13 protein-coding genes are annotated in these 15449 nt (G+C 71.6%); 11 read left to right on the top strand and 2 right to left on the bottom strand.

Annotated elements, in window-relative coordinates:
- Positions 1-22 precede the first annotated feature (22 nt).
- Positions 23-1654 (top strand): L-glutamate gamma-semialdehyde dehydrogenase, encoded by a 1632-nt coding sequence (gene pruA / locus AC4OXY_RS33040; RefSeq protein WP_356024706.1) that lies wholly within the window; start codon positions 23-25, stop codon positions 1652-1654.
- 84 nt (positions 1655-1738) lie between these two features.
- On the opposite strand, the gene AC4OXY_RS33045 is transcribed toward pruA, so the two are convergent.
- Complete coding sequence (locus AC4OXY_RS33045; protein WP_356024704.1) at positions 1739-2734, bottom strand: NADP-dependent oxidoreductase; 996 nt, start codon at positions 2732-2734, stop codon at positions 1739-1741.
- A 103-nt stretch (positions 2735-2837) separates the two neighbouring features.
- Between AC4OXY_RS33045 and AC4OXY_RS33050 the strand changes: the two genes are divergently transcribed.
- From AC4OXY_RS33050 to AC4OXY_RS33065, 4 genes are all read left to right on the top strand, one after another.
- Positions 2838-3746, top strand: coding sequence for a LysR family transcriptional regulator (locus AC4OXY_RS33050; RefSeq protein WP_491991533.1), 909 nt, complete (start codon positions 2838-2840; stop codon positions 3744-3746).
- A 220-nt stretch (positions 3747-3966) separates the two neighbouring features.
- Entirely contained in the window at positions 3967-4098 is a 132-nt protein-coding gene (locus AC4OXY_RS33055; RefSeq protein WP_107471088.1) for a hypothetical protein, read from the top strand.
- Between the two features lie 71 nt (positions 4099-4169).
- Positions 4170-5213, top strand: a complete 1044-nt coding sequence (locus tag AC4OXY_RS33060) for a 3-isopropylmalate dehydrogenase (RefSeq protein WP_356024699.1) — start codon at positions 4170-4172, stop codon at positions 5211-5213.
- A 248-nt stretch (positions 5214-5461) separates the two neighbouring features.
- Positions 5462-6550, top strand: coding sequence for a branched-chain amino acid aminotransferase (locus AC4OXY_RS33065; protein WP_356024696.1), 1089 nt, complete (start codon positions 5462-5464; stop codon positions 6548-6550).
- A 3-nt stretch (positions 6551-6553) separates the two neighbouring features.
- On the opposite strand, the gene AC4OXY_RS33070 is transcribed toward AC4OXY_RS33065, so the two are convergent.
- Complete coding sequence (locus tag AC4OXY_RS33070) at positions 6554-7990, bottom strand: cytosine permease (protein WP_491991534.1); 1437 nt, start codon at positions 7988-7990, stop codon at positions 6554-6556.
- A 144-nt stretch (positions 7991-8134) separates the two neighbouring features.
- On the opposite strand from AC4OXY_RS33070, the gene ureA reads away from it, so the two are divergent.
- From ureA to cimA, 6 genes are all read left to right on the top strand, one after another.
- Entirely contained in the window at positions 8135-8821 is a 687-nt protein-coding gene (ureA, locus tag AC4OXY_RS33075) for an urease subunit gamma (RefSeq protein ID WP_362823509.1), read from the top strand.
- A complete protein-coding gene (locus tag AC4OXY_RS33080; protein WP_491991535.1) occupies positions 8818-10512 on the top strand; it encodes an urease subunit alpha in 1695 nt (564 codons plus the stop codon). The genes ureA and AC4OXY_RS33080 overlap by 4 nt, the downstream gene beginning before the upstream one ends.
- Positions 10513-10523: 11 nt before the next feature.
- Positions 10524-11564, top strand: coding sequence for an agmatine deiminase family protein (locus AC4OXY_RS33085; RefSeq protein WP_402066831.1), 1041 nt, complete (start codon positions 10524-10526; stop codon positions 11562-11564).
- A 20-nt stretch (positions 11565-11584) separates the two neighbouring features.
- Positions 11585-12190, top strand: coding sequence for a TetR/AcrR family transcriptional regulator (locus tag AC4OXY_RS33090; RefSeq protein WP_356024743.1), 606 nt, complete (start codon positions 11585-11587; stop codon positions 12188-12190).
- A gap of 52 nt (positions 12191-12242) precedes the next feature.
- The gene (locus AC4OXY_RS33095) at positions 12243-13553 is read left to right on the top strand and encodes an MFS transporter (RefSeq protein WP_402066833.1); all 1311 of its coding nucleotides are present in this window, start codon (positions 12243-12245) and stop codon (positions 13551-13553) included.
- 285 nt (positions 13554-13838) lie between these two features.
- Positions 13839-15446: a citramalate synthase gene (gene cimA / locus AC4OXY_RS33100; RefSeq protein WP_356024686.1), complete on the top strand. Its 1608-nt coding sequence runs from the start codon at positions 13839-13841 to the stop codon at positions 15444-15446.
- Positions 15447-15449 lie beyond the last annotated feature (3 nt).

A 15449-nucleotide genomic window follows, 5' to 3' on the forward strand; every position in this document is an offset into this window, starting at 1 on the left:
CGTACAAGGAGTTACGGATCTCATGGACGCTGTGACCCAGGTCCCCACCCCGGTCAACGAGCCGGTGCACGGCTACGCCCCCGGCTCGCCCGAGCGCGCCCGGCTGGAGGCCAAGCTCAAGGAACTGGCCGAGAACCCGATCGACCTGCCGATGACCATCGGCGGCGAGAAGCGGATGGGCGGCGGCGAGCCGTTCCAGGTCGTCCAGCCGCACCGCCACAAGGCCGTCATCGGAACCGGTCACCACGCCACCCAGCAGGACGCGCGGGACGCGATCGACGCGGCCCTGGCCGCCGCGCCGGCCTGGCGTGCGATGTCCTTCGACGACCGCGCCGCGATCATCCTGCGCGCCGCCGAACTGCTCGCCGGTCCCTGGCGCGAGACCATCGCCGCCTCGACGATGCTCGGCCAGTCGAAGACCGCCCAGCAGGCGGAGATCGACACCCCCTGTGAGCTGGTCGACTTCTGGCGCTTCAACGTCCACTACGCCCGCCAGATCCTCGCCGAGCAGCCCCCGGCGAACTCCCCGGGCGTCTGGAACCGCATGGACCACCGCCCGCTGGAGGGCTTCGTCTACGCGATCACGCCGTTCAACTTCAGCGCCATCGCGGGCAACCTGCCCACCGCCCCGGCGCTCATGGGCAACGTCGTCGTCTGGAAGCCGTCCCCGACCCAGACCCACGCCGCCGTCCTGCTGATGCAGCTGCTGGAGGAGGCCGGCCTCCCCAAGGGCGTCATCAACCTCGTCACCGGCGACGGCATCGAGGTCTCCGAGGTCGCCCTGGAGCACCGGGACCTGGCCGGCATCCACTTCACCGGCTCGACCAGGACCTTCCAGTACCTGTGGAAGACGGTCGGCGCCAACATCGAGAAGTACCGCTCGTACCCGCGTCTGGTCGGCGAGACCGGCGGCAAGGACTTCCTGGTCGCCCACCCGAGCGCCGACCGCGCCGTGCTGAAGACCGCGCTGACCCGCGGCGCCTTCGAGTACCAGGGCCAGAAGTGCTCCGCCACCTCCCGCGCCTACATCCCGGCCTCCATCTGGAACTCGGGCTTCAAGGAGGAGTTCGCCGCCGAGGTCGACTACCTCACCATGGGTGACGTCACCGACCTGTCGAACTTCATCGGCGCCGTGATCGACGACCGCGCCTTCGCCAAGAACAAGGCCGCGATCGACCGCGCCGCCTCCGACCCGACCTGCGAGATCGTCGCGGGCGGCAGCTACGACGACTCGGTCGGCTACTTCGTCCGCCCGACGGTCGTCGTCTCCACCGACCCCGAGAACGAGATCTTCCGCACCGAGTACTTCGGTCCGTTCCTCGGTGTCCACGTCTACGAGGACGACCAGTACGACGCGATGCTGGAGCAGATGGAGTCGGTCTCCGACTACGCCCTGACCGGCTCGGTCATCGCCAACGACCGTGCGGCCGCCGCGTACACGATGGAGAAGCTCCGCTTCGCCGCGGGCAACTTCTACATCAACGACAAGTCGACCGGCGCCGTCGTCGGCCAGCAGCCCTTCGGCGGCGGCCGCGCCTCCGGCACCAACGACAAGGCCGGCGCCCCGCAGAACCTGCTGCGCTGGACCCTGACCCGCGCCATCAAGGAGACGCTGGTCGCCCCGACCGACTACGCGTACCCGCACATGGGCTGATCCTCGCCCACCCCGAGCGACGGGCCGGGAAGCCTGACACCGAGCAGGCTTCCCGGCCCGTTTCCAAGGTCGCCTGACGGGTCGTCAGGGAGTCGCGCGGACCAGGATCTTGCCCGTGTTGCCGCCGCGCAGCATCAGCAGGAACGCCTCCACGATCCGCTCGAAGCCGTCGACCACCGTCTCGTCCGCCGTCAGCGCCCCGCTGCGCAGATGCGGGACGGCGAAGTCGTACAGCTCGTCCTGCGCGTCCCGGTGGTCGCTCACCAGGAAGCCCTCGATGCGCAGGCGCTTCTCCACGACGTCCGCGTGGTCGAAGACGACCGGCGGGGCGTCCGGGGTGTTGTACTGGCTGATCGTGCCGACCCGCACCACCCGGCCCCGCTCACGCAGCGCGCCGATCGCGGCGCCCAGGTGCTCGCCGCCGACGTTGTCCACGAAGAGGTCGATGCCGGTGGGGGCGGCCGCGGCCAGCAGGTCGGCCACCGGGGCCGCGCGGTAGTCGAAGGCCGCGTCGTAACCCACCTGTTGCGTCAGGTGGCGGACCTTCTCCGGGCCGCCCGCGCTGCCGATCACCCGGCCCGCCCCGAGCAGCCGGGCGAACCGGCCGGCCGCCGTGCCCACCCCGCCCGCCGCCCCGGAGACGAACACGTCCTCGCCCTCCCGCAGCCGGGCGATCCGGGTCAGGGCGACGTACGCCGTCAGGCCCGTGCCGCCCAGCACGCTCAGATACGCCGTCAGCGGCACGCCCGGGTGGTGGGGCAGGCGCCGCACCTCCTCGGGGCGGACCACGGCGTGCGTGCGCCAGCCCTGCCGGTGGAAGACGATCTCGCCCTCGGGCAGCTCCGGCGTCCGCGACGCGACGACCCTGCCCAGGGTGCGGCCCTCCAGCGGGGCGTGCAACGCGAAGTCCCCGTCCATCATTTCGCGGTGGTACGGGTCCACGGACCACAGCACGTTCTCCACCAGGGCGCTGCCGGGGGCCGGTTCGGGCACCGGGGACTCGGCGAAGCGGAAGTGGTCCGGGGTGGGGAAGCCGGTGGGGCGGGCGGTCTGCTGCACGGTGAGCGCGATCTCGGTCATGGCAGGGGACGGTAGGCAGGAATGCGGGGCGCGGGGACAGGGTTGGGCTCATGGAACGCGCCGATCCATGAGTCGGCCTCATAGCCGCAGGCGGGAGCCCCGAGTGACAGCAGCAGACCTTGCCCCGCAGGAGCTGAGGATCCTGGTCGCCGTGGCCGACGAGGGCGGATTCTCGGCCGCGGCCGCCCGGCTCGGGGCCACCCAGTCCGCCGTCTCGCACGCCGTGCGCGGCATCGAACGCAAGCTGGGGGCCGTCCTCTTCGAGCGCGGCCGGTTCGGGGCCCGGCCGACGCCCGCGGGGGAGCGGGCCGCCGCCCATGCCCGGCGGGTGCTGCGGATGCTCCGGGCGATGGCCGCGGACGTCCGCGGCGCGGACACCGGCGAGGTCCGCGGCGCGCTGCGGATCGCCGCCTTCCGCAGCGCCGCCCTGCATCTGCTCCCGCCCGCCCTGGAGCGGCTCGCCGCGCGCCACCCCGGCATCGAGGTGAGCGTCACCGTCGTACGGGAACTGGGCGCCGGCGTCGCGGGCGAGGTCGCCGCCGGGCGTGCCGATCTCGGCATCGCCACCCTGAGCGGGCCGCCGCCCACCGGACTGGTCGGCGCGACCCTGCTGGAAGAGCCGTACTCCCTGGTGCATCCGGCGGGACACCCCGACCCGCGTGCCCTCCCGCTCGTCGACTGGGCGGAGAACTGCGGCTCCTACACCCGCGACTGGTGGGCCGCCCAGGACTGGATCCCGGCCGCGACCGTGCGCGCCGAGGACGACGGGGCCGTGCTGGCCATGGTGGCCGGCGGGCTCGGCATGGCCATCATGCCCGCGCTCTCCCTCACGGCGGCGCCGCCCGCCGTGGAGATCACCGGCCTCGGACCCGGGCGGCCGCACCGCTCCGTCGGCTATGTCACCACCCCGGAACTGGCCTCCACCACCGCCGTACGAGCCATGATCCGCACCCTGCGCTCCCTCGCCCAGCCGTCGCTCGAACGCACGGAAGCCCAGCTCAGAGCCGTATGACACGGGCCGCCGTCTCAGATAGTAGGAAGTCCGAGTAACTGTGCAGACAGATGTGGGGCGCTCCCTTAACTTTGTAGGAGCCGAACGCATCGCTCGATCCAGCGAATGGCGGTCGTGAGCCGGGCCCGTGCAGGCAACCCCTGCGGCCGTGCGCTCCCCGCCCTTACGGCGTCTCGCAATCCCTCAGCGTGCTCCACGTCTGCCGAAGGAGTCGATCCCCATGATCGAGACGACCGCCCGCCGCCGCGTCCGCCACGTGTCCCGCACCAGCGAGGCCGACCGCAAGAACGCCGCCGCCGCCCTCCAGCGCGCCCTCGACCGCCGCGACAACGGCGGCGAGACCGGCCACTGAGAACGCCGACACGGTGTCCGCATCGCGGACACCGCATGTCATCACCTGGGACGAGGAGTAGGGTCGCCCGCATGTCTCGCAGCATCAGTCTCGCAGTGATCCCCGGTGACGGCATCGGCCAGGAGGTCGTGGCCGAAGGTCTGAAGGTCCTCTCCGCCGTGCTTCCGCAGGATGTGAAGCTGGAGACGGAGGAGTACGACTTCGGCGCCCAGCGGTACCACGCCACCGGTGAGACCCTCACCGACGCCGACCTCGACTCCCTCAAGCGGCACGACGCGATCCTGCTCGGCGCCATCGGCGACCCGAGCGTCCCCTCCGGGGTCCTGGAGCGCGGCTTCCTGCTCAAGCTCCGCTTCGCCTTCGACCACCACGTCAACCTGCGGCCGAGCAAGCTGCTCCCCGGCGTCGCGACCCCGCTCGCCGGCCAGCCGGAGATCGACTTCGTCGTCGTCCGCGAGGGCACCGAGGGCCCGTACACCGGCAACGGCGGCACCATCCGCAAGGGCACCGCGCACGAGGTCGCCACCGAGGTCTCCGTCAACACCGCCTTCGGTGTCGAGCGCGTGGTCCGCGACGCCTTCGCCCGCGCCCAGGCCCGCCCGCGCAAGAAGCTCACGCTGGTCCACAAGAACAACGTGCTGACCTTCGCCGGCCACCTGTGGACGAACATCTTCAACCAGGTGGCCGAGGAGTTCCCCGAGGTCACCACGGACTACATCCACGTCGACGCGGCCACGATCTACCTGGTCACCGACCCGGCCCGGTTCGACGTCATCGTCACCGACAACCTCTTCGGCGACATCATCACCGACCTCGCCGCGGCCGTCTCCGGCGGCATCGGCGTCGCGGCCTCCGGCAACATCAACCCGAGCCGCGAGTTCCCGTCCATGTTCGAGCCGGTCCACGGCTCGGCCCCGGACATCGCCGGACAGGGCAAGGCCGACCCCACCGCCACGGTCCTGTCCGTCGCCCTGCTGCTGCGCCACCTCGGCTACGACGCCGAGGCCGACCGCATCGACGCCGCCGTCACCGCGGACCTCACCGAGCGTGCCGACAGGCCTGCCCGTGCCACGTCTGCGATCGGCGACGCGCTCGCCGCGCGAGTAGCCGGCTGACCCGGCGCTCCACCACGAGAAGCCGCCGGGTCGGACGACCACCCGGCGGCTTTCCCATGTCCCCGCCGGGTGCCACCATCAACCCCTGGGCCGCTTTCAACCCCCGTTCCGTCGGCCGCAGTCCTCGCGCGATAATCGAACGCGGAGCCGCGGTATGAGGGAAAGCTCGGACGTCCTAGCACCGGCTGAGAAGCCGGTCGGGGCGTGAGCGCGGCCCGGTCACTACAACCGGTGAAGGACAACCACTCATGACGACGCCCACGATCGAGCTCAAGCCCTCCGCCAGTCCCCTCGCCGCCGCCGAGCGGGAGGCCATCCTGGCCAACCCCGGGTTCGGCCGCCACTTCACCGACCACATGGTGACGATCAAGTGGACCGAGGGCCGCGGCTGGCACGACGGCCAGCTCGTCCCGTACGGCCCGATCTCCCTCGACCCCTCCACCCATGTCCTGCACTACGGCCAGGAGATCTTCGAGGGGCTGAAGGCCTACCGCCAGCCCGACGGCTCGATCGCGCTGTTCCGTCCCGAGGCCAACGCCCGCCGCTTCCGCAACTCCGCCCGCCGCATGGCCATGGCCGAGCTGCCCGAGGAGCTGTTCATCGCCGCGCTGGACGCGCTGCTCACCCAGGACGCCGACTGGGTTCCGGAGCACGGCGGCGAGGCGTCCCTCTACCTGCGGCCGTTCATGTTCGCCACGGAGGCCGCGCTCGGCGTGCACCCGGCGAACGAGTACCTGTTCATGCTGATCGCCTCCCCGTCCGGCGCCTATTTCGCCGGCGGTGTCAGGCCCGTGACCATCTGGGTCTCCGAGGACCACGTCCGCGCCGTCCCCGGCGGCACCGGTGACGCCAAGACCGGCGGCAACTACGCCGCGTCCCTGCTGCCGCAGGCCGAGGCCGCCGCGCACGGCTGCGACCAGGTCGTCTACCTGGACGCGGTCACCCGCACCAAGGTCGAGGAGAGCGGCAGCATGAACGTCGCCTTCGTCTACGGCGACCGGATCGTCACCCCGGAGCTGACCGGCTCGATCCTGGAGGGCATCACCCGCGACTCCCTCCTCCAGGTCGCCCGCGACCTCGGCTACACCGCCGAGGAGGGTGTGGTCACCCTGGAGCAGTGGCGTGCGGACGCCGCCTCCGGCGCCCTCACCGAGGTCTTCGCCTGCGGCACCGCCGCCGTGGTCACCCCGATCGGCCACGTCAAGACCAAGGCCGACGAGTGGACCCACGGCGACGGCAACCCCGGCGAGGTCACCCTCCGCCTGCGCCAGGCCCTGCTGGACCTCCAGCGCGGCACCGCCGAGGACCAGCACGGCTGGATGCACAGGATCGGCTGACCGTCACAGGCTCAGGGCCGCCTCGGACTCCTCGTCGGGTTCCGCGGCGGCCCTCGCCGGTCCGGTGCGGGCGGTCAGCAGCAGGTAGACCAGGCCGCCCACCGCGCCCGACAGCAGGAAGCTGCAGTCCACCCCGCCGGTCAGCCGCAGCAGCGGGCCCTGGTACGACGGCAGGGACACGGCCAGCAGGCCGACCCCGGCGCCCAGCGCCCAGGAGACCGTCGCCCGTACGTTCCAGCCCGCGCGGTACCAGTAGATCCCGCCCCGCGAACGGCGGTTGAAGACCTGGAGGGCGTCGGCGTCGTACACCCCGCGGCACCGGACGAAGCCGATCAGGGTGATGACGGCCCACGGGGTGCCGATCGCGGTGAGCAGCAGCACGAAGGACGTCATCGCGGACTGCGCGTTCCAGGCGTAGTGGCCGACGAAGACACAGGCGGTGGCGACGACGGCGACCGTGTAGGTGGCCCGCGCCCGGGAGGCCCTCGGCAGGATCGCGTCCAGGTCCAGGCCCATCGAGTACAGCATCAGGCCCGCGTTGCCGACCGAGCCCGCGGAGGCGGACAGCAGCAGCGGGACCAGGTACCAGGCGGGGGAGGCCTGCACCAGAGGACCGGCGTAGTCGAGGGCCGCGTGCGCGCCGTACGCCGTGAAGGTGCCGAACAGCTGCGGCACCAGCAGCCCGAGGACCAGGCCGAGCCAGGTCGCGTGCAGGACGCGGCGGCTGCCGTGCCGGGACGGCGAGATGTAGCGGGTGTAGTCACCGAGGAGCGTGATGAAGGCGATGGGGCCGGACAGGCCCGCCGCCACGGCCGCCAGGAACCAGGTCGGCCAGAACGAGCCCAGCAGATAGCCGCCCGCACCCGGCAGCGCCGAGGTCGTGAAGTGCGGGGCGTAGGCGAAGATCCCGAGGATCAGCAGCGCCGTCATGCCGACGGCGAGGACCCGGGACATGGCGAGCAGCACCCGGTACCCGTAGACCGCGCCCGCGACCGTCGCCGCCGCGAGCACGGCGTAGACCAGGGCGTAGACCACCCCGTCGGCCGGCAGTCCGGCCAGCCGGCCCAGCACGCCGATCATCACGTCCCCGCCGATCCACACGGTCAGCGCGGTGTAGCCGAGGGCCAGCAGCAGGCCGACCACCGAGCCGACCAGCCGGCCCCGCACCCCGAACTGGGCGCCGGAGGAGGTGGACAGGTTGGTCGCGGTGCGCAGGGAGATCAGGGCCAGCGGGGCCGTGACGGCCGTACCGACGACCGTGCCCGCCACGATCGCGCTCACCGACGCCCACCAGCCGAGCCCGAAGGACGGCGGCAGCCAGCCGAAGATGATCACTCCGAGGCAGAGGTTCGAGCCGAGCAGGATCGAGACGAGATCACGCGGACCGCTGGTCCGCTCCTCGTCCGGGATGGTGTCGACTCCGCGCTGTTCTATCGGCATGGCTGGGTCTCCTTCGACTACCGCCAGAGAGTTAGAGCGACGTTCAATGTCCGTGAAGCCTTGCCGACAGTCAATGCTTCTGTTTCATGAATTCTGTGTTTAGAGTGGTGTTCTAAGTGGGAGATGGCAAGGAGGTGCCGCGACGTGAGACTGACCCCCACGGAACGTGACCGGCTGCTGCTCTTCGGAGCCGCCGAGCTGGCCCGGGCCCGCCGGGCGCGCGGCCTCAGGCTGAACGTGCCCGAGGCGACCGCGCTGATCGCGGACACCGTCTGCGAGGCGGCCCGGGACGGACGGCGGCTCGCCGAGGCCGTCGAGGCGGCCCGCTCGGTGCTCGGCCCCGACGACGTCCTGCCGGGCGTCGCGGACGTCGTCACCGAGGTGATGGTCGAGGCCGTCTTCGACGACGGCTCCCGCCTCGCGGTCGTCTCCGACCCGATCGGCGGCGGGTCTCTGGGCGACCGGGCGCCGGGCGCGCTGGTGCCGGGCCCCGAGCACGCCGAGCCGGAGGCGGTCGTGCGGCTGTCGGTCACCAACACGGCGACCGTGCCGGTCTCGGTCACCTCGCACTTCCACTTCTTCGAGGCCAACCCGCGCCTGGACTTCGACCGGGCGGCGGCCTACGGGACGCGGTTGGCCGTGCCCGCCGGGTCCTCCGTCCGCTTCGGGCCGGGCGAGCGCGTCGAGGTCGGCCTCGTGCCGATCGGCGGCGACCGGATCGCGATCGGCTTCGCCGGACTGGTCGACGGGCCGCTGGACGCGCCCGGCGCCCGGGAGGAGGCCCTGCGCAGGGCCGTGGCCTGCGGATACCTGGGAGCGGAGAACCGATGACCCCCCCGATGAACCCCTACGAGTACGCCGCCACCCACGGCCCCCGCGCCGGTGACCGCGTCCGCCTCGGCGACTCCGGGCTGACCGTCCGGATCGAGGCCGACTCCCAGCGCTACGGCGACGAGTTCCTGGCCGGCTTCGGCAAGACCGCCCGCGACGGACTGCACCTGAAGGCCGCCGCCGTCCGGGAGACCTGCGACGTCGTCATCAGCAACGTGGTCGTGATCGACGCGGCCCAGGGGATCAGGAAGGTCTCCATCGGCATCCGGGAAGGCCGCATCTGCGGCATCGGGCGGGCCGGGAACCCCGACACCCTCGACGGGGTGGACGTCGTCGTCGGCACGGGTACGTCGATCGTCTCCGGCGAGGGGCTCATCGCCACCGCCGGTGCCGTCGACACCCATGTCCACCTGCTGTCGCCGCGCATCATGGAGGCCTCCCTCGCCTCCGGCGTGACCACGATCATCGGCCAGGAGTTCGGCCCGGTCTGGGGCGTCGGCGTCAACTCGCCCTGGGCGCTCAAGCACGCCTTCAACGCCTTCGACGCCTGGCCGGTCAACATCGGCTTCCTGGGCCGGGGTTCGTCCTCGCACGAGGCGCCGCTGATCGAGGCCCTGGCCGAGGGCGGGGCGAGCGGCTTCAAGGTGCACGAGGACATGGGCGCCCACACCCGCGCCCTGGACACGGCCCTGCGCGTCGCCGAGGAGCACGACGTCCAGGTCGCCCTGCACAGCGACGGGCTGAACGAGTGCCTGTCGGTCGAGGACACCCTGAAGGTGCTGGAGGGCCGCACGATCCACGCCTTCCACATCGAGGGCTGCGGCGGCGGACACGTGCCCAACGTGTTGAAGATGGCCGGTGTCCCGAACGTCATCGGCTCCTCCACCAACCCCACTCTGCCCTTCGGCCGGGACGCGGTCGCCGAGCACTACGGCATGATCGTCTCCGTCCACGACCTCAAGCCGGACCTGCCCGGCGACGCCGCCATGGCCCGCGACCGGATCCGGGCCGGCACCATGGGCGCCGAGGACGTGCTGCACGACCTGGGCGCGATCGGCATCACCTCCTCCGACGCCCAGGGCATGGGCCGCGCCGGTGAGACCGTGCGCCGTACGTTCGCCATGGCCGGCAAGATGAAGGCCGAGCTGGGGCCCATGGAAGGCGACGGCGACGGCGACGACAACGCCCGCGTCCTGCGCTACATGGCCAAGCTGACCATCAACCCGGCCATCGCGCACGGCCTCTCGCACGAGGTCGGCTCGATCGAGGTGGGCAAGCTCGCCGACATCGTGCTGTGGCGCCCGGAGTACTTCGGCGCCAAACCGCAGCTCGTGCTCAAGTCGGGCTTCCCGGCGTACGGCGTCGTCGGCGATCCGGGCGCGGCCACCGACACCTGCGAACCCCTCGTACTGGGCCCGCAGTTCGGCGCGCACGGCGCCACGGCCGCCGACATCTCGGTCGCCTTCGTCGCGCAGGCCGCCATGGACCAGGGCGGCGACACGATGCCCACCCGCCGCCGTCGCGTCGCCGTGCGCGGCACCCGCGGCATCGGCCCCGCAGACCTGCGGCTGAACGCCCGCGTCGGAGCGGTCGACGTCGACCAGCGCACCGGACTGGTCACCCTCGACGGCGACCCGCTCCGCTCGCAGCCCGCCGACTCGGTCTCCCTGAACCGTCTCTACTTCCTGTGAAGGACCTCCGTATGACCACCCCCGCCGCCGACGGCTTCCGTATGCCCGCCGAATGGACCCCGCACGAGCGCACCTGGATGGCGTGGCCGGGCCCCAACCCCACCTTCGACGACCCGGACGACCTCGCCGCGTCCTGCCTCGCCTGGGCGTCCGTCGCGCGCGCGATCCGCCGCTTCGAGCCGGTGACCGTGGTCTGCGGCCCCGGCCGGTCCGCCGAGGCGCGGGCGCTGCTCGGCCCGGAGATCGAGACCGTCGAGCGCGAGCTGGACGACGCCTGGATGCGGGACATCGGCCCGACCTTCCTCACCGACGGCCGTGGGCAACTGGCCGCCGTGGACTGGACGTTCAACGGCTGGGGCGCCCAGGACTGGGCTCGCTGGGAGCACGACGCGAAGATCGCCGCGTACGTGTCCGACCTCGCGGGCGCGAAGACGTACGCCTCGCGGCTGGTCAACGAGGGCGGCGCGATCCACGTCGACGGCGAGGGCACCGTGCTGCTCACCGAGACCGTGCAGCTCGGCGCCGAGCGCAACCCGCACTGGTCGAAGGAGGAGGTCGAGGCCGAGATCCACGCCCACCTCGGCACCCGTAAGGCCGTCTGGCTGCCGCGCGGCCTGACCGGCGACTACCCTCCCCACGGCTTCGGCACCCTCGGCCACGTCGACATCGTCGCCGCCTTCGCCCGCCCCGGTGTCGTCGTCGCCCACCACCAGCCGGACCCCGCGCACCCCGACTTCGAGGTCACCAAGGAGGTCATCGGCCGCCTGAGGTCGGCGACCGACGCCCGCGGCCGCGCGCTGGAGGTCGTCGAGGTGCCGGCCCCGACCGTCCTGGAGGCCGACGGCCACTGGGCCGACTACTCCTACATCAACCACTACCTCTGCAACGGCGGCGTCGTGCTGTGCGGCTTCGACGACCCGCGCGACGAGATCGCCGCCGGGATCTTCCGCCGGCTCTTCCCCGAGCGGACGGTCACCCTGGTGGACGCGCGTACGATCTTCGCGGGTGGGGGCGGCATCCACTGCATCACCCAGCAGCAGCCGAAGGCGTGAACATGATCCAGGAGACAGTGATGGCCGGTGCGGCACGGACGCGGAAGAACGCGCCGCCGCGCGAGGAGGTACTCGCCGTCGCCATGGACATGATCGCCGAGCGCGGTCTGGAGAAGCTCACCATGGCGGCGCTCGGCCGCGAGGTCGGGATGAGCAGCGGCCATCTCCTCTACTACTTCCGCTCCAAGGACGAACTGCTGCTCCAGGCCCTGGAGTGGAGCGAGGGCCGGCTGGGCGCCGAACGCGGCCGCCTGCTCACCCGCCCCGGCACCGCGCGCGAGCGCCTCGCGGCCTACGTCGACCTGTACGTCCCCGACGGCCACCGCGATCCGCACTGGACGCTGTGGCTGGAGGTGTGGAACCGCTCGCAGAACGCCGACGACGACGCGCGCACCCGGCAGGCCGCGATCGAGGGCGCCTGGCACCGCGACCTGGTCGCGCTGATCGCCGAGGGCATCTCGCGGGGGGAGTTCCGCCGGGTCGACGCCGACCGCTTCGCGGCGCGGCTGCGGGCGCTGCTGGACGGCTTCTCCATCCACGTCGCCATCGGGCTGCGCGGCACGGACCGCGAGCAAGTGCTCGCGCATGTGCGGGAGTTCATCGGCGACTCGCTGCTGCGTCCGTAGCCGCGGGCGAGTAAAGGAATCCTTTTCTCCGGGGCCGGGCAGGTAACGGCCCATGGGACGACAACACTGGAAGAAGATCTGGGTCGGCTCGGCCGGGAACATGGTCGAGTGGTTCGACTGGTTCGTGTACGCGAGCTTCGCCACCTACTTCGCCGGCGCGTTCTTCCCGAGCGGCGATCCCACCGCCCAGCTCATGAACACGGCCGGCATCTTCGCGGTCGGGTTCTTCATGCGGCCCGTGGGCGGCTGGCTGCTCGGCAGGGTCGGCGACCGCAAGGGACGCAAGGCGGCGCTGACCCTGACCGTCACGCTCATGTCGGCGTCGGCGATCCTGATAGCCCTCGCGCCGACGTACGCGGTCGCCGGGTACGGCGGCGCGTTCGTCCTGCTCGTCGCCCGCCTGCTCCAGGGCCTGTCGGTGGGCGGCGAGTACGCGGCCAGCGCGACCTATCTGACGGAGGCCTCGGACCCGCGGAACCGCGGCTTCGCGTCCAGCTTCCAGTACGTGTCCATGACCGCCGGCCAGATCCTCGGCCTCGGCCTGCAGATCGTCCTCCAGCGGACGATGTCCGACTCCGCGCTGCACAGCTACGGCTGGCGCATCCCGTTCGTCGTGGGCGCGCTCGGCGCGGCGGTCATCTTCTACCTGCGCCGCAGCATGCTGGAGACCGAGGTCTACGAGGAGGACGACTCGCACGCCGCCGAGCGCGGCACCCTGCGCGCCCTGTGGCAGCACCGGCGGGAGGCGTTCCTCGTCATCGCCCTCACCATGGGCGGCACCGTGGCCTATTACACGTACACCACGTACCTGACGAAGTACCTGTCCAACTCGGCGGGCCTGTCCAAGCAGACGGCGACGCTCGTCTCCTTCACCGCGCTGATCGTCTTCGCCGCCCTCCAGCCGCTCGCGGGCCGGCTGTCGGACCGGATCGGCCGGCGTCCGCTGCTGATCACCTTCGCGGTCGGCTCCACCGTCCTCACCGTGCCGATCATGAACCTGCTGGGGCACGCGAACGGCTACTGGCCCGCCCTCGGCCTCTCGCTGCTCGCGCTGGTCGTCGTCACCGGCTACACCTCCATCAACGCCTGTGTGAAGGCCGAGCTGTTCCCGACCGGCATCCGCGCCCTCGGCGTGGCCCTGCCGTACGCCATCGCCAACGCCCTCTTCGGCGGTACGGCGGAATACGTCGCCCTGTGGTTCAAGAACGCCGGGATCGAATCCGGCTTCTTCTGGTACGTGGCGGGATGCGCCGCCGTGTCGCTCGTGGTGTACCTCGCCATGCGGGAGACGAAGGATCTGGATCTGGCCAGGGTGAAGGCCGCCCAGGGGTCCGGGGAGTCCAGCCTGACGACCGCATCCTGAGACGGTCCGTGAGCCGGGGGCGGGGCTGTGCCAGACTGCCCCCGTGCTCTCGTTCGCCATGATTATGGGCAGCAGGCGCGCCGGTCCGCAGTGACCACCTCGTACGAACGGGTGCGGGTGGCCACCGTCGTCCTCGACCCGCGCGCAGACCTCTCGCACCCGCGAGGGGTTTTTTCGTTTTCCGGCCCACCTTCAGCCGGGGGCGGAGCGCGCGGGACCATTGTGGGGACGGTGGAGCCGGTCATTCCGGTAAGACCGAAGATTCACAACAGGAGCCTTGAGACCATGACCGAGACGGCAACCAACGAGCTCGACGACTCGTTCCACGTCTTCGACACCACGCTGCGCGACGGCGCGCAGCGCGAGGGCATCAACCTCACCGTCGCGGACAAGCTCGCCATCGCACGGCACCTGGACGACTTCGGCGTCGGTTTCATCGAGGGCGGCTGGCCCGGCGCGAACCCCCGGGACACCGAGTTCTTCGCCCGCGCCCAGGCCGAGATCGACTTCAGGCACGCCCAGCTGGTCGCCTTCGGCGCCACCCGCCGCGCCGGCGCCAAGGCCTCCGAGGACCCCCAGGTCAAGGCCCTGCTCGCGTCCGGCGCCCCGGTGATCACACTGGTCGCCAAGTCGCACGACCGCCACGTCGAACTGGCGCTGCGCACCACCCTGGAGGAGAACCTGGAGATGGTCCGCGACACCGTCTCCCACCTGCGCGAACAGGGCCGCCGGGTGTTCGTGGACTGCGAGCACTTCTTCGACGGCTACCGCGCCAACCCCGAGTACGCGAAGGCGGTCGTCCGGGCGGCCTCGGACGCGGGCGCCGACGTCGTCATCCTCTGCGACACCAACGGCGGCATGCTGCCCGCCCAGATCCACGCCGTCGTCGCCACGGTCCTCGCCGACACCGGCGCCCGGCTCGGCATCCACGCCCAGGACGACACCGGCTGCGCGGTCGCCAACACCCTCGCCGCCGTCGACGCGGGCGCGACCCACGTCCAGTGCACGGCCAACGGCTACGGCGAGCGCGTCGGCAACGCCAACCTCTTCCCGGTCGTCGCCGCCCTGGAGCTGAAGTACGGCAAGAAGGTGCTGCCCGACGGCAAGCTCCGCGAGACCACCCGTATCTCGCACGCCATCGCCGAGGTCGTCAACCTCACGCCCTCCACCCACCAGCCGTACGTCGGTGTCTCCGCCTTCGCCCACAAGGCCGGCCTGCACGCCTCCGCGATCAAGGTCGACCCGGACCTCTACCAGCACATCGACCCCGAGCTGGTCGGCAACACCATGCGGATGCTCGTCTCCGACATGGCGGGCCGCGCCTCGATCGAGCTGAAGGGCAAGGAGCTCGGCATCGACCTCGGCGGCGACCGCGAGCTCGTCGGCCGGGTGGTCGAGCGGGTGAAGGAGCGCGAGCTCAGGGGCTACACCTACGAGGCGGCCGACGCGAGCTTCGAGATCCTCCTGCGCGGCGAGGTCGAGGGCCGCCCGCTGCGGTACTTCGACGTCGAGTCCTGGCGGGCCATCGTCGAGGACCGGCCCGACGGCACCCACGCCAACGAGGCCACGGTGAAGCTGTGGGCCAAGAAGGAGCGGATCGTCGCCACGGCGGAGGGCAACGGCCCGGTCAACGCCCTCGACCGCGCCCTGCGCGTGGCCCTGGAGAAGATCTACCCGCAGCTCGCCGCGCTGGAGCTGGTCGACTACAAGGTCCGCATCCTGGAGGGCAAGCACGGCACCTCGTCCACGACGCGGGTGCTGATCGCCACCTCCGACGGCAGCGGCGAGTGGTCCACGGTCGGCGTGGCGGACAACGTCATCGCCGCCTCCTGGCAGGCCCTGGAGGACGCGTACACCTACGGCCTGCTGCGGGCGGGCGTGCAGGCCCCTTAGGAC

Source organism: Streptomyces sp. HUAS MG56 (assembly GCF_058673395.1).